A 17,579-nucleotide genomic window follows, 5' to 3' on the forward strand; every position below is an offset into this window, starting at 1 on the left:
TGATCAGATCGAGCGGCGGAACGGGCGGGAGGCCGAGATCGCGCCCGAGGTGGTCAGGGTGAAGGTGCGCATCGAGTCGGCGAACTTGGACAGCCGCCGTCCAGAGATGGACGGCGGCGCCGCTTTACTGCCGTTGTGAGGCGTTTTGGAGCGTCGCCCGGCCTTGGCGGCCGGGGCGGGGGTTACGGCTTGCTGAAGCCCAGGGTGTACGAGCCGGAGCCGCTGTAGGCGTGGACCTCGTAGCGGTAGTAGCCGGACGTACCGGAGTAGGTGATGGTCTCATCCGGTCCGGAGGTGGTGCCGCTCGCCACGTCCACCCAGGCGGAGCCGTTCCACTTCTGCAGGTAGAGGTCGAAGTCCGTGCCGTTCGGGCCGTCGAGGCAGGCGCTGTGGGTCCCGGAGACGGTGGACTGGTAGTAGGAGTTGTTCGGCTGGAAGGCGCTCGCCCCGCTGCTCAGGCTGCCGCTCACGGTCTGCTGGTAGCCGCTGCACCCGGTGGGCGGCGGGTTGCCCCCGCTGGTCTTCAGCGTCAGGCCGTAGACCGAGAGGATCTCGTTGACGGGCTGGAAGTACGTCGTGCCGCCGGAGGTGCAGTTGCCCGAGCCGCCGGAGGTCACGCCCTGGGCCTGGCTGCCGGAGATGAACGAGCCGCCGGAGTCGCCGGGCTCGGCGCAGACGTTGGTGCGGGTCACCTCGTAGACGGTGCCCTGCGAGTAGGTCACGCTGGTGTTGCGCTGCTGGACGGTCCCGCAGTGCCAGCCCGTGGTCGAGCCGGAGCGGCAGATCGAGGCGCCCTCGACGGCCACGGTCGACCCGGTGACCTGCAGGTTCCCGCCGTTCTGGTTGACCCACGGCTGCGCCGTCCAGTTGCTGTTCGTCGCGACCCACGAGTAGTCGTTGGTCGGGAAGGACGAGCCCTGGAAGGTGCCCTGGGAGACCTGGTTGTAGCCGGTCGTCGAGTTGCCGGTCGACCCGCAGTGGCCGGCGCTGACGAAGCCCTGCGTGGTGCCCTTGGTGATCGGGAAGCCGATCGAGCAGCGGGCGGAGTTGTTGATGTAGTACGCGTCGCCGCCGCGCAGGTCGTAGAACGTCCGCGGGGTCTCGCTGGACAGCTCGACGCGGACGGCGCTCCGGTCGGCGCCACTGGCCGCGATGAAGGACTCCGCGTCGGCGGGGGCGGAGGTCTGGACGACGACGCTGTTGGTGCGTACGTCGACGTACCACACCGGCGACGACTTCGGAGCGGCCGTCGCGCCGGCCTTGTCCAGGGCGTCCTTGGCGGCGTTCAGGGACGCGAGGCTGTGACGGACGACCTTGGCCTGGACGCCCGCGCCGGTCACCGAGGACGTCGCGGCGGCGTCGGTGGTGGCGATGGTGAGCGTGGACGAGGTCGGGCCGCTGAGCCACGAGCCGGCGTAACCGCCGCCGAGCGACTTGCGGATCTTGGTCTCGACGCCCGCCAGGCGGGTCTCGTTGAGAAGGCGGGACTCGGCCTGCTCGGCGGTGAGGCCCAGGTCGCGCTGGAGCGCCTGGATCATGCCGGGCAGGGGCTTGACGGCGGAGTTGGTGGCCTGGCCCGAAAAACCGGGTTCGGCCGTGGCCGGAGTGGCCATGAGGGTGAGGACACCGGTCGCGAGAGCGCATGCGGCGATGACCGCGCGGCTGCGGAGCATGGGGACTCCCAGGTGTTAAAAGGGGGATGCGCCGTCACCGTAGCTCGCGGTCATCGCCTGGGGGGCCTACCTTTTCGGTCCTATCGCCGCGTTATGGAACCGTGCCGAAGTGCGGGTTACGGGCCAGCCACTCCGCGTAGGGGACGCTGCGCCGGATGGCGTCGTCGTGAGCCTCCCGCGCGTGGTGGGATATCGCGCGCGCCGCGCGCGCCGCGACCGAGCTGGCGTGCCAGCCGAGCAGGTGCCTCCAGCGCAGCGGTGCCCCGGTGATGGGCATCATCACCAGGTCGGCCGTCAGCTCGAAGGTCGCCTGGCACAGCGCCACGGCCTTGCCCACCTTCACCAGGTGCAGGCAGGTCGCCACGTCCGTCTCGTACATCGTTTTCGGGACGAACCCGGCGCGGGCGCAGGACCCGGCGAAGCAGTCGGCGAAGCAGCCGTCGCCCGGCGCGACCGCCCAGCCTTCGTCGGCGAGGCTGGCCAGGTCCAGCTCCTTCTCTCCGGCGAGGGGGTGGCTCTGGTTGAGCAGGGCGAACACCGGGTCGGTGCCCACCACGCTCCAGATCATCGACTCGGCCGACGGGGGCGGGGTGTCGCCGCACGTGCCGATGAGCGCGAAGTCGAGCCGTCCCGCGCTGACGAGCGAGGTGAGCTCGCGCGCAGACCACGAGGTGCTCGTGCTGACGGGGGTCTGCGGGTGGACCGCGGTGAGACGGTCGACCAGGCCGCCCAGGATCGGGCCGTGAGTCGCGCCGATCCGGAAGCCGGGGATGCCTTCGTAACTGTTGGCGAATCGCACCGCCTCTTCCTGTAGTTCACGTACGGCGGGCAGCAGGACGCGTGCCCGGGTGAGGACCAGTTGACCGAGGGGGGTGGGGCGCGCGCCGTTACGGTCGCGCTCGAAAAGAGCGCCACCGAGTGTGCGTTCGATGCGTTTCAGCTGCGCGGTCAGCGACGGCTGGGCCAGTCCGAGCTGGGTGGCCGCCTTGGTGACGCTCCCGGCCTCAGCGACCGCGCGCACGATCTTGAGGTGTCGGAGCTCCAGATCCATACCGGAAACGTACGACTACCGATCTATGCCCGCAATACCGGCTTGTCACGAAAATTTACAGTTATTTGTCGGGCTATGCCGAAGCCTTTATCCACTCACGCCCCAGCCGTATACCGCCGTCACAGTGGGGCACGTTCTCCTGATCTTTGAGTTCAAGCTCCGGGCCCCTACTGGGAGGGCCGCGACCGTACGATCTGAAACCCGCCGTACGACGCCCGCCGGTCGTCGCCATGGGATCGCCGGGGACGGCGAGCCAGGAGGACGGGACGGACCGACGAGGAGCCGCCGATGGAGTTCAACCACGCCGACCTGTTCGAGGCGTTGGCAGACGCGATCGGGGACCGGCCGGCCCTGGTGTGCGGCGAGCACCGCCTGACGTACGCCGAGCTGGACCGGCACGCCAACCGGCTCGCGCACTACCTGCGGGAACGCGGCGTCGGGCCGGGGCGGCACGTGGGGGTCCAGCTCTACAACGGCGTCGAGTACGCCGCCGCGCTGCTGGCCACGCTGAAGATCAGGGCGGTGCCGGTCAACGTCAACTACAGGTACGTCGAGAGCGAGCTGCTCTACCTCTACACCGACTCCGACATCGTCGCGCTGGTGTACGACGCGGAGTTCGACGACCGCGTGGCCGCCGCCGCGTCCCGATGCCCCCGCCTCTCCACGCTCGTCGCCGTCGGCGGCCCCGCGCGCGCCCCCGGCGCCGTCCTGTACGAGCGGGCGGTCGCCGGGCGTCCGGACGGGCGCGAGGGCTTCCCCCGGCGGTCGGGCGACGACGTCTACATCATCTACACCGGCGGCACCACCGGCATGCCCAAGGGCGTCATGTGGCGGACCCGGGACCTGTTCATGGCGTTCGGCGGCGGCAATCCGTATGGGCTGCCGCACACCGAGCCGCGCCAGGTCGTCGAGACCGCCGCCGCGTCCGGAGGGTTCGTGATGATGCCCGCCGCGCCGCTCATGCACGGGGCCGCGCAGATGGGCACCTTCATCACCTGGTGGCTGGGCGGCACCGCCGTCTACACGCGCAGGTTCGACGCCGCCGGCGTGCTGCGGACGATCGAGCGCGAGAAGGTGGTCAGCGTCAACATCACCGGCGACGCGATGGCCCGGCCCCTCGCCCAAGAGATCGCCCGCGGGCGCTACGACCTGTCGGCGCTGCGGGTGGTCACCTCGACCGGGGCGATCCTCAGCGGCACGGTACGGGCCCGGTTATGCGCGCTGCTGCCGCACCTGGTCATCCTGGACGGGTTCGGCTCGACGGAGTCCGGCTACACCGCCACCGCCGTCACGGGGTCCTCGCCCGAGTCCGGGCTCAGGTACCGGCCCAACGCGGCGTCCACGCTCGCCGTCCTCGACGAGGCCCTCGAACCGGTGAGGCCCGGCTCCGGTGAGACGGGGACCCTCGCCAAGACCGGGAACATCGCCTTCGGCTACTACAACGACCCCGGCAGGACCACGCGCGCCTTCGTCACCGACGCCGCCGGGACGCGCTGGCTGCTCACCGGCGACCTCGCCCAAGTCGAGGAGGACGGCGCCATCCTGGTGTTCGGGCGCGGCTCCCAGTGCGTCAACAGCGGCGGCGAGAAGGTCTTCCCTGAGGAGGTCGAGGCCGTGCTCAAGGGGCACCCGGCCGTGTTCGACGCCGTGGTGACCGAGGTCCCGGACGAGCGCTGGGGCGGCCGCGTCGCCGCCGTGGTCGAGCCGAGGCAGGGGCAGGCCCCGACGGTCCGCGAACTGGACGCCTACTGCCGGGGACACCTGTCCGGCTACAAGGTCCCCCGCACGTACGTCTTCGTCGACCAGATGGTCCGCCACCCCTCCGGCAAGCCGGACTACCGCTGGGCCCACTCGACCGCCACCGCGTCCCTCTGAGCCCGGGGCCACGCCCGGCGGGGGCCGTCCCCACTCGGATCGTTCCGCCGAGATGCGTAGCAGGTCCGGCGCTTCCCGCTCTGTGATCCAGGGTCCGGTGGCGTGCCCTCAGGAGGACAGGAGGCGGTGCAGTTCGGCGGGGCCGGCGTTGCCGCCTGTGCAGACCAGGCCGACCTTGAGGCCCGCCAGGTCGTCGCCCCGGGCGATCAGGGCGGCCAGGGGCGCGGCTCCGGCGAGTTCGGCGAGGGTGTGGGCCTCGGTGAGCAACAGCCACTGGGCGGCCCGGATGTCGTCGTCGGAGACCAGCACGAAGTCGTCCAGCGCCCGCATGACGCCCTGGGGGAGCGCGAAGGCCGAGCCCGTGGCCAGGCCGTCGGCCACCGTCTCCACCGGGCGGCGGACCGGCGTGCCCGCACGCCAGGAATCGTGCGCGGCGGGCGCCTGCGAGGACTGCACCGCGATCACCCGGCAGCGCGGCGCGATCGCCCGTGCCACCAGCAGCGCGGCCGAGGCGCCCGTGCCCGACCCGACCGGCACGATCACCACGTCCAGGTCCGGGCGGCGGGTGAGCATCTCCACGTACAGGGTGCCGACCCCGGCGATGAGGTCGGGCTCGTCGGCGACGCCGACCAGGTGGAGCCCGCGCTCCGCGGCGAGCGCGGTCGCGTACTCGCCGGCCTCGACCATGGTGGCGCCCTTGACCTCGACGGCCGCGCCGAGGGCCTGGACGGCCGCGACCTTGGCCGGGTTCGGGTTCTCGGGCATCACGATCGTGCACGGCACGCCGAAGAGGCGCGCCGCGTACGCGATCGACTGGGCGTGGTTGCCGGTGGAGTACGTGAGCACGCCGTTGTCCCGCCGGGCCTCGGGCAGGCGGGCGAGGAGGTTGATCCCGCCGCGCACCTTGAAGGCGCCGGTGGGCTGGACGTTCTCGTGCTTGACGTGGACCTCCGCGCCGAGCCGCTCGTTCAGCACGGGATAGGACCACATCGGGGTCTCCGGCAGATGGGCGGAGATCAGCCGGGCGGCGTGGAGGATGTCGGTGATGGACGGCGCGGTCGGATGCACGCCCCCCACCTTCGCGTACGACGCGTCCACAGGTCCAGCGCCTGATCCGGTGTCGGCGCCGGAGCCTGGCGCGAGCGCTGGGGACGCGCCGGGTGCCGTCCCGTTGAACACGGCTTTAAGCCTCATATCGTGCGTAAGTCACCAAGACGGATTTATGTCACAAACAAGTGATCCGTAGAACATATGGGTGATACGCCGTGATCTCATTGTGGTGGGGCTTCCTTCCCCTGGAGTACCACGTGACACCTGCAGCACCCACAGACGCCGAACTCAACACCATGATCACGGCCCGGCTCGCCTCGCTGGGCATCGACCTCTCCCAGCTCCCGCCCGGCACCACGTCCGACCCCGTGACCGGGTCGCCCGGCCGGGACTCGGTCCTCGCCTCGCTCCGCTCGTTCATGCGCGGCACGGTCGCCAACCTCGCGGCCTACCAACTGCCCGCCCCGCAAGAAACCGCACCGGACGCCGCGACCGCCGCCGCGCTGTCCCAGCAGCGCGCGCCGATGCTCTACCCGTCGATCAGCACGGAGTGGCGGCGATGAGCGAGACGGCACGCACGACCGCCCAGACGACACCCACCACCCGGACCACGCAGATCACGCGGACCGCGCGGGCCGCGACCGTCGAGGAGGCCGGCGACCCGCCGCTCGACCGTACGGTGGACAGGCGCGCGTTCCTGGCCAGGACCGCCGCCCTCGGCACGGTCGCCGGCGTGGTCGCCGCCCTGCCCGCCGTCCCCGCCTGGGCACACGACTCGGGCCACGGCGGGCCCGGTCTGGACGTGGCGGGCGCCTACGTGAAGCCCCGCCCGGAGGCCATGGCCGACCCCACCGAGCTGACCCTGGCCGAGGCCGCGTGGATGATCCGCAACCGCAAGATCAGCCCGCTCGAGCTGGTCGAGGCGCACCTGGCGCGGATCGACGCCTTCGAGGCCACGTACCAGGCCTTCAACACCGTGCTCGCCGACGCGGCCCGTGAGGCGGCGAAGGGGCTCGGACGCCAGAGGCCTCGGGGCCCGCTGCACGGGATACCCCTGGCGATCAAGGACAACTACTACACCAAGGGCGTGCTCACCACGGCGAGCTCGTTCCTGTTCAAGGACTTCGTGCCCCCGTTCGACGCCACCGCCGTGGCGGCGCTCAAGGGCGCGGGCGCGATCGTCCTCGGCAAGACCCAGATGGGCCCGCTGGCCACCACGCGGGCGACGACCCCCGCCGGGGAGATCACGACGGTGAACGCGTGGACGCCCGGCGACCCGAGCGTCGACCCCGGCGGCTCGTCCACCGGCACCGCGACCTCGGTGGCGGGACGGCTGGCGACCTCGGGCACCGGGACGCAGACCGGCGGCTCCATCACCGCGCCGTCGAACGCCCAGAACCTCACCGGGCTCAAGCCGACGATGGGCCGGGTCTCCCTTTACGGCATCATCCCGCTCAGCTACTCGCGCGACCACCCCGGCCCGCTCGCCCGGGACGCCAAGGACGCCGCGATCATGCTGACGGCGATGGCGGGGGAGGATCCGAACGACCCGCGCACGCAGGGCCTGTCGAAGGTGCCCAACCTCATCGACGCGGCCACCCCGGTGTACAGCGGCAACCGGCTCAGGATGCGCTGGAACACCCGCATCGGCGTGCTCCCCGGCTACGCCGACGGCACCTCGGAGACCGCCGTGGCGCGCCGGGGCTTCCTCAACGCCATGACGGCGATCCGCGGGGTCACGCTCGTCGAGGTGCCGTTCCCCGACGACTGGGCCCTGCTGACCGGCAACGACTTCAACAACGTCCGCCTGCCGGAGCGCAGCGAGCCGTTCATGCCGTACCTGCGGTCTGACCTGCGCGGGTTCGGGGTCTCGCTGACGAGCTGGCTGCAGGGCGCGCTGCTGGGAGGCAACGAGTTCATCACCGGGCAGAGGGCCAAGCTGCTGCTGCTGGAGCGGGTGCTGGACCAGGTGTTCGAGCGCTGCGACGTGGTCGTGCAGACCTCGCCCACGCCGTTCGACGCCATCGGCCTGCCGGAGATCGGCTTCCCGATCGGGTTCACGGCGAACGGACGGCCCATCGGCACGATCCTCGGCGGGCAGCCGTACGCGGAGGACCGGCTGCTGTCCGTCGTCGGCGCCTACCAGGCCGTCTCGGACTGGCACTGGCGCCGCCCGGCGGACCCGGCGGCGTCCCGCCTGCGCACGCGGGCCGCCATCCGGGACCGCCTCACGCCCGAGGAGGCCGCCGAGCAGACCCAGTGACGCCCGCAGGGCCGGGAGCCGCGCGTCGGCTCCCGGCCTTTCGTGTTCCGAGGCGTCCTGAGCCGTCATATGTCGTGGCGAGCCGTCCTCAGGATGCGGAATCCGGGCCCCGGCGCGGGCCCGGGGAGGTCAGAGGCCGCCGAACTCGGCGAGGAACAGGGCCTCGGCGGTGGCCGCGCGCCGCAGTTCCTCCAGGTCGAGGCGCTCGTTGGGCGCGTGGATCGACGCGGCCTCGTCCTCGGCCCCGAAGAGCAGGATCTCGGCGGCGGGGAACTGCCGGGCCAGCGTGGACACCAGCGGGATCGAGCCGCCCGCGCCGATGTCGCGCGGCGCCCGGCCGAACGCGCGCTCCATGGCCCGGTTGAGCGCGGCGCGCGCCCGCCCGCCGGAGTCGGCGAGGTAGCCGGAGCCGAGCACCTGGTCGGTGACGGTGACCTGGACACCCCACGGCGCGGCCTCGCGCAGGAAGTCGATCACGTCCACGGCCGTCTTGCCCGGGTCGCCCGCCGGGGGGACGCGGACGGTGACGCGGGCCCGGGCCACCGACTGGACGGCGTTGATGGCGCCGTTGACCGTCGGCACGTCCAGCCCGGTGACGGTGATCGAGTAGGACGCCCACAGCCGGTCGGCCAGCGAGCCGGAGCCGACGAGGGACACGCCGTCCGCGACCTGGGCGGTCTCGCGGAACTCCTCCTCGGAGGGCCCGTCGCCGGGGAAGACGCCGCCCGGCAGGCCGGGCACGCGGACGTCGCCCTTGTCGTCGTGCAGGGACGCGAGCATGCGGATCAGCGCGGCGAGGGCGTCCGGGGCGGCGCCGCCGAACGAGCCGCTGTGCACGGACTCCTTCAGCGAGCGGACCTCGACCGTGAACGCGGCGAGGCCGCGCAGGGAAGTGGTGACGGCCGCGTCGCCCACGGAGGGGTTGCCGACGTCGGCCACGACGATGGCGTCGGCGCGCAGCAGGTCGGGGTTCTTCTCGACGAACGCCTCCAGGCGCTCCCCGGCGTACTCCTCCTGGCCCTCGATGATGACCTTGACGCCCACGGGGAACCGGCCCTCGAAGGACCGCAGGGCCAGGACGTGCGCCATGATGCCCGACTTGTCGTCGGCGGCGCCGCGCCCGTACAGCCGTCCGTCGATCAGGGTGGGCTCGAACGCGGGCGTGCGCCACAGCGCGGGGTCCCCGGCGGGCTGCACGTCGTAGTGCGCGTACAGCAGCACGGTGGGCGCGCCGGGGGGAGCGGGGGCCTCGGCGAAGACGGCGGGGAAGCTGCCCTCGATGGGGATCTGCCGGACGTGCGGCAGTCCGGCGCCGCGCAGCAGCTCCTCGGTCGCGGCGGCGGCGGCGAGCACCGGCTCCTCGGGGTGGCCGGGGAAGGCCACCGAGGGGATGGCCACGAGCCGCGACAGCTCTTCGACCGCCCGCGGCATCTGCGCCGCGATGGACCTTTCGATGGCTTCCAGGTCATGGAGCATCTCTGTGGCCCCTGGGTCCCCTAGGTTCCCTGTGTGCCGGGTGTCGCCGGTTTCCTCGGGAGTCACGCTGACTGTCACCGCCTCGTCTCTGGTCTGATCCGACACATTGCACCACAGACGTGACGCGACCCGCTCCGGTCCGGGCGACACGCCGGAAGATCCCCTCTGGTGCGCCGAGTCCCCGTCGTCCACGGCATTCCCGCCGAAGACCGAAATCCTTGACACCCCAAACGGATTTCGTCGTTGTTACATACCGCTATCGCGGATTCCGAGGTTATTGCATAGTGTCGCTGCGCAACCAGTTGTAATCACCCATGTTGAGCATGCACACTGGGTGGAGCCGAGATCACTGAGGAAGATAGCCATGACGCAGCCTGAGACCGACACGGCCGCCGTCCTGAAGGCAGCACAGGACAACCTGTGGCTGCACTTCACCCGGCACAGTACCCACGGCGGCGGCGAGGTGCCGACCATCGTCCGGGGTGACGGTGCCTACATCTACGACATCCACGGCAAGCGCTACCTAGACGGCCTCGCCGGCCTGTTCGTCGTGCAGATGGGTCACGGGCGCGCCGAGCTCGCCGAGGCCGCCGCGAAGCAGGCTCAGGAGCTCGCCTTCTTCCCGCTGTGGTCGTACGCCCATCCGAAGGCCGCCGAGCTGGCCGAGCGGCTGGCCCGGTACACCCCCGGCGACCTCAACCGCGTGTTCTTCACCACAGGCGGCGGCGAGGCCGTCGAGAGCGCCTGGAAGCTCGCCAAGCAGTACTTCAAGCTCGTCGGCAAGCCGCTCAAGCACAAGGTGATCAGCCGGGCCATCGCCTACCACGGCACCCCGCAGGGCGCCCTGTCGATCACCGGCATCCCGATGTTCAAGCAGTTCTTCGAGCCGCTCGTGCCGGGCTCGGTCCGCGTGCCCAACACCAACCACTACCGGGCCGACGAGATCACCGGCTTCCCCGGCATGACGCCCGAGCAGTTCGGCCGCTGGGCCGCCGACCAGGTCGGCAAGGCCATCGAGATGGAGGGCCCCGACACCGTCGCGGCCGTCTTCGTCGAGCCGGTGCAGAACGCCGGCGGCTGCATCCCGCCGCCCCCCGGGTACTTCCAGCGCCTGCGCGAGATCTGCGACACCTACGACGTGCTGCTGGTCTCGGACGAGGTCATCTGCGCCTTCGGGCGGCTCGGCACGATGTTCGGCGGCCAGAAGTTCGACTACGTGCCGGACATCATCACCTGCGCCAAGGGCCTGACCAGCGGCTACTCGCCGATCGGCGCGATGATCGCCCACGAGCGGCTGTTCGAGCCGTTCAAGGAGGGCGCCACCATGTTCGCCCACGGCTACACCTTCGGCGGTCACCCCGTCTCGGCGGCGGTCGCGCTGGCCAACCTCGACCTGTTCGAGCGCGAGGACATCCTCGGCCACGTCGAGCGGAACGAGCCCGTCTTCCGTGCCACGCTGGAGAAGCTGCGCGACCTGCCGATCGTCGGCGACGTCCGCGGCTCGGGCTACTTCTACGGCATCGAGCTGGTGAAGGACAAGGCGACCAAGCAGACCTTCAACGAGGGCGAGTCCGAGCGCCTGCTGCGCGGCTTCCTGTCCAAGGCCCTGTTCGACGCGGGCCTGTACTGCCGGGCCGACGACCGGGGCGACCCGGTCGTGCAGCTCGCCCCGCCGCTCATCAGCGGCCCGCAGCAGTTCGACGAGATGGAGTCGATCCTGCGTTCCGTCCTCACCGAAGCCTGGGCCCGTCTGTAGCGCCCGCTTCGGGGCTTTCACGGCCGCGCCGGGTACGGGATCCGTACCCGGCCGCCGCCACCAGAACGTCTGAAAGGAAATCCACGATGAAGATCGGCGTGCCCGCCGAGGTCAAGAACCACGAATACCGCGTCGCCGCCACCCCGGCGGGCGTGCACGAGCTCGTCCGCCACGGCCATGACGTGTACGTCCAGCGCGACGCGGGCCTCGGCTCGCAGATCCCCGACGAGGACTACCTTTTCGCCGGCGCCAAGATCGTCGACGGCGCGGACGCGGTCTGGGGCGAGGCCGACCTCATCCTGAAGGTCAAGGAGCCCATCGCCGAGGAGTACCACCGCATGCGCGAGGGGCAGGTGCTGTTCACCTACCTGCACCTCGCGGCGTCCCGGACGTGCACCGACGCGCTGCTGGAGCGCAAGGTCACCGGCATCGCCTACGAGACGGTGCAGGTGGGCAACTCCCTGCCGCTGCTCGCCCCCATGTCGGAGGTCGCCGGACGGCTCGCCCCGCAGGTCGGCGCGTACAACCTGATGCGCTTCAACGGCGGGCGCGGCGTCCTGCCGGGCGGGGTCCCGGGCGTGGCCCCCGCCAAGGTCGTCGTCATCGGCGGCGGCGTCTCGGGCCTGAACGCGGCGCAGGTCGCGGTCGGCATGGGCGCCGACGTGACGATCCTGGACGTCAACATCGACCGGCTCCGCCAGATCGACGCGATCTACCAGGGCCGTCTGCGGACGATCGTCTCGACCGCCTACGCCCTCGAGCAGGCCGTCCTGGAGGCGGACCTGGTCATCGGCGCCGTGCTGATCCCGGGCGCCAAGGCCCCGACCCTGGTCTCCAACGAGCTGGTCTCGCGCATGAAGCCGGGCTCGGTACTGGTCGACATCGCCATCGACCAGGGCGGCTGCTTCGAGGACTCCCGTCCCACCACGCACGCCGACCCGACGTACAAGGTGCACAACTCGGTCTTCTACTGCGTGGCGAACATGCCCGGGTCGGTGGCCAACACCTCGACGTACGCGCTGACCAACGCCACGCTGCCGTACGCCGTCAAGCTGGCCGACCTCGGCTGGCGGGAGGCGCTGCGGGCGGACGCCGCCCTCGCGCTCGGCCTGAACACCCACGACGGGCGGCTCACCTACAAGCCGGTCGCCGAGGCCCACGGCCTGCCGTTCGAGCCCCTCGCCGGCGTGCTCGCCTGACGGCCCGGCCAGGTCAGGACCGCTCAGGTCAGGGCCGGTCAGGTCAGGGCCGGTCAGGTCAGGGCCGCTCAGGTCAGGCCGAGGCGCTTGCGGAGCCGGCGGGACGTCGCCAGCACGTGTTCCACCTCGCCGGGCGTCGGCCAGGGCGCGGTGCCCGGGCGTAGTAACGTCAGGCGCACCGAGGACAGGTGCTCGATCGCGCTCGCGTGCAGCCCGCTCTGGTCGGTCAGCCACTCGACCACGTCGACGGGCTCGCGCAGCCGGCGGGTGAGCAGGTCCCACGTGCCGAGGATCTCGGCGAGGTCGGCCAGGCGCAGCGTCGTGCCGCCCCGCCTGCCGGCCGCCGCGACCGCCAGCTCGGCGCGGGCGACCAGCTCCGGCTCGACGGGCCGGTCCCAGGCGGGCGCGTGCTCCGCCGTCCACCGGTCGTCGTCCACGGGCGCGGCCTGGGGGCCGATCACCGATTGCAGCGTGCTCAGCTCCGCCGCGGCCTTCTGGTGGCCGTAGGACGCGGCCTGGCGGAACCAGTGCTGGCCGCCGCGCAGGTCGTTGTGCTCGGCGATCAGGAGCAGGCCGAAGTTGTACGCCGACTCGGGGTCGCCGCTCGCCGCCGCGCGGCCGAACCAGTGGCTGGCCGCGTGCGGATCCTCCAGCTCGACGCAGACGAACCCGGCCATGCGCTGGTCCTCGACCCTGCCGAAGTGGGCGGCGCGCTCGAACCACGCCCGGGCCGTGCGCAGGTCGCGCCGCGCCAGCGCCAGCCTGCCGAGCTGGGAGGCCGCACCCGGGTGTTCCACCTTGGCGGCCAGGCGGTACAGCGCCTCCGCGCCCTCGGGGTCGCGGCCGGCGTGCAGCAGGCGTCCCAGGTAGTACGCGGCGTCGGCGTGCCCACCACGCGCGGCGTACTCCCACCAGGCGTGCGCCCCGCCCTCCTCGCCCGAGGCGTAGCTCATGAACGCGAGATCGTGGGCCGAGGCGAGGTCCCCGGCGCAGGCCGCGTGGTGGTGCCAGTCGCGGGCCGCGGCGCCGTCCCCGACGTCCTCGCAGAGCAGGGCGAGGCGGCGCGCCGCCGGACGCGACCCCGCCGCGGCGGCGCTCTCCAGCCACTGGCGGGCGCGCGGGACGTCCCCGCGCTGTTCGAGGAGCAGGGTGGCCAGGTTGACCGCGGCCTCGGCGTCCTCGGCGCCCGCGGCGAGCTCGTACCAGGTGATCGCCTCGTCGAGGCTGCCGTGTTTCTCGTGCCAGATGCCGAGGTTGAAGGCGCTGTCGATGTTGCCCGCCGCCGCGGCGCGCTCCCACCAGTGACGCGCGGCCGACCGGTCGCCGCGCTGGGCGTAGAGGCGGCCGAGCCGGTGCGCGGCCTCCGAGTCGCCGGTCCGCGCGGCGGTCAGCAGGTCCGCCTCGGTGGGGTGGCCGTGGCGGGGGGACTCGGGCGCGCGGGGCGGCGGCACGACCGGCCGAGCGACGGCCGCCTCGGGGTCACGATGCCACCACGTCATGGGGGACAGAGTCGCACGTGATCCAAAGAGATGGAACGGAATCGACGGCTTCTTGCCGTCCGGCGGAACGCGTTTGACCTGCTGTCAGCGGAGGTCGGGGGCGGGGGTCGCGGCGGCGTGGGCGGGCAGGGTCGGTTGATTTATGTTGATAAAACCGACGTACATCCCCATTCCGCAGACATAGCGGAGCCTTCCCGGCTCCTGGGGCGCCAGCCGGACGACGCGCTCCCCCGTGACCGGGAGCGCGATGTCACGGCCCTGGATCGTCAGCGTGCGCGTGCATCCCTGGTTGTCCCGGGTGCGGAAGACGATCTCGGCGGGCCGCCCCGCCTCGATGCCCGCGACGCCGGGCAGGAAGCCGTGGCCGGTCGACCAGATGGTGACGACCTGCGTCCCGTCCGGCGCGAGCCGCACGCCGGCCGCCGTGGCCTTCGAGGGGTCGCCGAGGTCGGGAAGCCAGCCGCCGAGGCGCAGGCCCGCGAGGACCGTCAGCGATCCGGCCGCGACCGCGGCCACGGCGGCGAACGTGACGAGCCTCGTCGCGGCGATCCGGCGCAGGACCAGGCCGAGCAGCGCGAAGGCAGGGGACGTGCCCGCGACGAAGCCCGCCATCACCGCCGCGCCCCCGAGCCAGCCCGCCGAGACCGCCACCAGCTCGGTGCTCAACGTGACCCCGCAGGGGATGAGGACGGTGCCCCCGCCCAGCGCCACCGGGCCCATCGCCCGCCATCTTCCCGTGAGGGCCTTGATCCGCCGCCACCTTCCCGTCACGGCCGTGATCCGCCACCTGTCCGCGAGGGCCTTGATCCGCGTCGTACGGCCGGTCGTCGTCCCGGGCACCTCCGGCTGCTCCGCGCGTCCCGGGTGCGGCGCCGCGCACGCCGGCGTGCCGTCCTCGGCCGGCGCGGCCCCCGAAGCGCACGCCGGACCCCGGCTCCGGACCAGCCGGAGCGCGAAGACGATCACGCCCGCGCCCGCGGCCACCAGCAGGGCGGCCCGTGCCGGGGGCGGGATGCGCACCGCCTCGCCGAGCATCCCCAGCAGCGCGCCCAGCGCCGTGTGCGCCACCAGACGCCCGGCGATGAACGCCGGGACGGCCGCGCGGGGCCCGCCGGGACGCGCGAGGCCGATCATGACGCCGCCCTGCACCGCCGCGCACGACGTGCCACCGGCCACCAGCCCCGCCGCGAGCCCGCCGGCGAGGAGCGCGAGCGGCGTCACCCGGCGGCTTCGGCGACGCCGGGCCGTGCGTGCGGACGGTATGGACGGTATGGGTGATGTGGTCGGTGTGGGCGCACCGGGATCCTCCTCCGTAGAGCTTTCCTTACGGAAAGTAATGGAATCGGCCGATGACGACCAGTGACAGTTCGCTAACCCGGCGTCAGGAGCGACCGGAGCCACCCAGCGGGTTGGCCGCGATGCGGTCCGCGATGCCGCCGCGCACGGCCTGGGCCGCCGAACTGCCCGGTTTGCGCTCCGCCTGGTCGCGGAAGCAGGCGAGGAATCGGTGAGCCCAGAACGGCGTGGGCGCGCCCGGGCGGGGGAGCGAGCCCATGAGCACGGCCCGGAATTCTGTCGGGGGTGGGCGTTAGACTCACCGAAAGTGATCGTCCGGCTACCTGGAACAGGTCGGCGTGTCCGGTCCGGTGATCCGCCCTCGCGGTGGCGAGCCGGGCGTGTGGCCGTGCCTGCGGTGACTTCCGAGTCGATCGATCACGATTGACCACGGTTGTGAAGCTATGAGTCAATGCTGGTGCGATCTAGGAGGAATGAGGGCCTGCCATGATCTTCCGCCGCTTCGCCGTGCCTTTCGTGGGAGTCGCCGCCTCCCTTTCCCTTGTGATGCCGCCCGGCAACGCCCAGGCGACGTTCGACCCGCAGATCTCCGCCGACACGCTGTCGCACGGTGGTTCCGGCGGTCCGGCCAAGGTCCCCGTCGCCGAGGGGTACGGCGGCGCGGTCTCGACCGTCGACCTCGACGCCAGCAAGGCCGCGCTCTCCATCCTCAGGCAGGGCGGCAACGCCATGGACGCCGCCGTGGCCGGAGCCGCCACGCTCGGCGTGACCGAGCCCTACTCCGCGGGCCTGGCCGGGGGCGGCTTCCTCGTCTACTACGACGCCCGCCGCCACCGCGTCACCACCATCGACGGCCGCGAGAAGGCCCCGCAGGCGATGACCGAGACCGCCTTCCAGGAGAACGGCGCTTCGATCCCGTTCAACGACGCGGTGACCAGCGGGCTGTCGGTCGGCGTACCCGGCAGCGTGGCCCAGTGGGAGCTCGCTCTGCGCCGCTACGGCACGATCTCCCTCAAGCAGGCGCTCAAGCCGGCCGCCGACGTCGCGGCCAACGGCTTCACGGTCGACCAGACCTTCTACGACCAGACCGCCCAGAATGCCGCCCGCTTCGCCGACTTCACCTCCACCGCCGCGCTCTACCTCCCGAACGGCGCGCCGCCGCCCGTCGGGTCCACCTTCCGCAACCCCGACCTCGCCGCCACCTACCGCGAGCTCGGCCGCCGCGGCGGCGAATGGCTGTACGAAGGCAGGCTCGGCGAAGAGCTCGTGGCCACGGTCAAGGCGCCCCCGGTCCGGCCGGGCTCCACGCGCGTCGTGCGCCCCGGCCTGATGCAGACCTCCGACCTGCGGGCCTACCGCGCGATCGAGCGCGAGCCCAGCAAGGTCGTCTACAACGGCATGGAGGTCTACGGCATGGCGCCGCCGTCCTCCGGCGGGTCCACGGCCGGCGAGGCGCTGAACATCCTGGAGGCGCTGCCGAAGGTCGGCCTCCACGAGTACCTCGAGGCCTCGCGTCTCGCCTTCGCCGACCGCAACGCCTTCGTCGGCGACCCCGGCTACGTCAACGTGCCGCTGAAGGAACTGCTGTCGGACGGTTTCGCCAAGGAGCGGGCCTGCCTGATCGGCGACTTCGCGATGCCGCACCCGGCGTCGGCCGGTTCGCCCGACGGCTCCTACACCGGCTGCCAGTTCGAGGGGAACTCGATCACGCCGCAGGCCACGCCGGGTGACGCCGCCAAGGCCGCGGAGGCCGCCGAGAAGCCCGAGGGCCCCGAGACCACCCACCTGGTCGTCGCCGACCGCTGGGGCAACGTCGCCGCGTACAACATCACGATCGAGCAGACCGGCGGCAGCGGCATCGTGGTCCCCGGTCGCGGTTTCCTGCTGAACAACGAGCTGACCGACTTCACCTTCGGCCCGGCTCCCGGCGACCCGAACCTCCCCGCCCCCGGCAAGCGTCCCCGTTCCTCCATGGCCCCGACGATCATCCTCAAGAACGGCAAGCCGCTGCTCGCGGTCGGCTCGCCGGGCGGGGCGACGATCATCACCACGGTGCTGCAGATCCTCGTCAACCGGTTCGAGTTCGGCATGTCCCTGCCCGACGCCCTCTTCGCTCCGCGGGCGAGCCAGCGCAACACGGCGGCCACCCAGGCCGAGCAGGCGTTCATCGACCGCTACGGCCCCGAGCTGACCGCCAAGGGGCACACCCTGGCGATCGCCCCCGGCCCGCCGGTCGGCGAGATCGGTGCCGCCACCGGCCTCGAGTTCTTCCCCCGTGGCAAGATCCAGGCGGTGGCCGAACGCACCCGCCGCGGCGGCGGCAGCGCCCTGGTCCTCTCACCTCGCCCGTAGGTCCACCACATCCGGGAAGGCGGCCCGTCCCACCATGAGGGGGCGGGTCGTCCGGGGGCTGGGGTGCCCTCCGGCGGGGGCTCGCGGAC

13 protein-coding genes are annotated in these 17,579 nt (G+C 72.1%); 6 read left to right on the top strand and 7 right to left on the bottom strand.

Annotated elements, in window-relative coordinates; translation table 11 throughout:
- Nucleotides 1-182: 182 nt before the first annotated feature.
- On the bottom strand, nucleotides 183-1,673 hold the full coding sequence (locus AB0M95_RS27380) for a S1 family peptidase (RefSeq protein ID WP_363770290.1): 1,491 nt from the start codon (nucleotides 1,671-1,673) through the stop codon (nucleotides 183-185).
- A gap of 91 nt (nucleotides 1,674-1,764) precedes the next feature.
- Complete coding sequence (locus AB0M95_RS27385) at nucleotides 1,765-2,724, bottom strand: LysR family transcriptional regulator (RefSeq protein WP_363770293.1); 960 nt, start codon at nucleotides 2,722-2,724, stop codon at nucleotides 1,765-1,767.
- Between the two features lie 288 nt (nucleotides 2,725-3,012).
- Here AB0M95_RS27385 and AB0M95_RS27390 point away from each other — a divergent pair, with 288 nt between their 5' ends.
- The gene (locus tag AB0M95_RS27390) at nucleotides 3,013-4,599 is read left to right on the top strand and encodes an acyl-CoA synthetase (protein ID WP_363770296.1); all 1,587 of its coding nucleotides are present in this window, start codon (nucleotides 3,013-3,015) and stop codon (nucleotides 4,597-4,599) included.
- Nucleotides 4,600-4,707: 108 nt separating this feature from the next.
- Here AB0M95_RS27390 and AB0M95_RS27395 read toward each other — a convergent pair whose 3' ends face one another.
- A complete protein-coding gene (locus AB0M95_RS27395) occupies nucleotides 4,708-5,667 on the bottom strand; it encodes a pyridoxal-phosphate dependent enzyme (protein WP_363770299.1) in 960 nt (319 codons plus the stop codon).
- A 239-nt stretch (nucleotides 5,668-5,906) separates the two neighbouring features.
- Here AB0M95_RS27395 and AB0M95_RS27400 point away from each other — a divergent pair, with 239 nt between their 5' ends.
- Both AB0M95_RS27400 and AB0M95_RS27405 read left to right on the top strand, forming a co-directional pair.
- Nucleotides 5,907-6,212: a hypothetical protein gene (locus AB0M95_RS27400; protein ID WP_363770302.1), complete on the top strand. Its 306-nt coding sequence runs from the start codon at nucleotides 5,907-5,909 to the stop codon at nucleotides 6,210-6,212.
- Entirely contained in the window at nucleotides 6,209-7,912 is a 1,704-nt protein-coding gene (locus AB0M95_RS27405) for an amidase (RefSeq protein ID WP_363770305.1), read from the top strand. Before AB0M95_RS27400 ends, AB0M95_RS27405 begins: the two co-directional genes overlap by 4 nt.
- A 129-nt stretch (nucleotides 7,913-8,041) precedes the next feature.
- Here the strand turns inward: AB0M95_RS27405 and AB0M95_RS27410 are convergent, their stop codons facing one another.
- A complete protein-coding gene (locus tag AB0M95_RS27410) occupies nucleotides 8,042-9,388 on the bottom strand; it encodes a M20/M25/M40 family metallo-hydrolase (protein WP_363770308.1) in 1,347 nt (448 codons plus the stop codon).
- A gap of 364 nt (nucleotides 9,389-9,752) precedes the next feature.
- Between AB0M95_RS27410 and AB0M95_RS27415 the strand changes: the two genes are divergently transcribed.
- Together AB0M95_RS27415 and ald are read left to right on the top strand one after the other, a co-directional pair.
- Nucleotides 9,753-11,144 carry an aspartate aminotransferase family protein gene (locus AB0M95_RS27415; RefSeq protein ID WP_363770311.1) on the top strand — a complete coding sequence of 464 codons (1,392 nt, stop codon included), beginning with the start codon at nucleotides 9,753-9,755 and terminating at the stop codon, nucleotides 11,142-11,144.
- Between the two features lie 86 nt (nucleotides 11,145-11,230).
- Nucleotides 11,231-12,343, top strand: a complete 1,113-nt coding sequence (gene ald, locus AB0M95_RS27420) for an alanine dehydrogenase (RefSeq protein ID WP_358516299.1) — start codon at nucleotides 11,231-11,233, stop codon at nucleotides 12,341-12,343.
- Between the two features lie 68 nt (nucleotides 12,344-12,411).
- Here the strand turns inward: ald and AB0M95_RS27425 are convergent, their stop codons facing one another.
- The 3 genes from AB0M95_RS27425 to AB0M95_RS27435 all read right to left on the bottom strand — a co-directional run bounded on the left by AB0M95_RS27425 (nucleotide 12,412) and on the right by AB0M95_RS27435 (nucleotide 15,403).
- The gene (locus AB0M95_RS27425) at nucleotides 12,412-13,842 is read right to left on the bottom strand and encodes a sel1 repeat family protein (protein ID WP_363770314.1); all 1,431 of its coding nucleotides are present in this window, start codon (nucleotides 13,840-13,842) and stop codon (nucleotides 12,412-12,414) included.
- Nucleotides 13,843-13,926: 84 nt separating this feature from the next.
- Nucleotides 13,927-15,063 carry a sulfite exporter TauE/SafE family protein gene (locus tag AB0M95_RS27430; protein ID WP_363770317.1) on the bottom strand — a complete coding sequence of 379 codons (1,137 nt, stop codon included), beginning with the start codon at nucleotides 15,061-15,063 and terminating at the stop codon, nucleotides 13,927-13,929.
- 160 nt (nucleotides 15,064-15,223) lie between these two features.
- Nucleotides 15,224-15,403, bottom strand: a complete 180-nt coding sequence (locus AB0M95_RS27435) for a hypothetical protein (protein ID WP_363770320.1) — start codon at nucleotides 15,401-15,403, stop codon at nucleotides 15,224-15,226.
- A gap of 221 nt (nucleotides 15,404-15,624) precedes the next feature.
- Here AB0M95_RS27435 and ggt point away from each other — a divergent pair, with 221 nt between their 5' ends.
- A complete protein-coding gene (ggt, locus tag AB0M95_RS27440; RefSeq protein WP_363770323.1) occupies nucleotides 15,625-17,490 on the top strand; it encodes a gamma-glutamyltransferase in 1,866 nt (621 codons plus the stop codon).
- Nucleotides 17,491-17,579 lie beyond the last annotated feature (89 nt).

Source organism: Sphaerisporangium sp. NPDC051017 (assembly GCF_040683095.1).
Lineage (GTDB): Bacteria > Actinomycetota > Actinomycetes > Streptosporangiales > Streptosporangiaceae > Sphaerisporangium.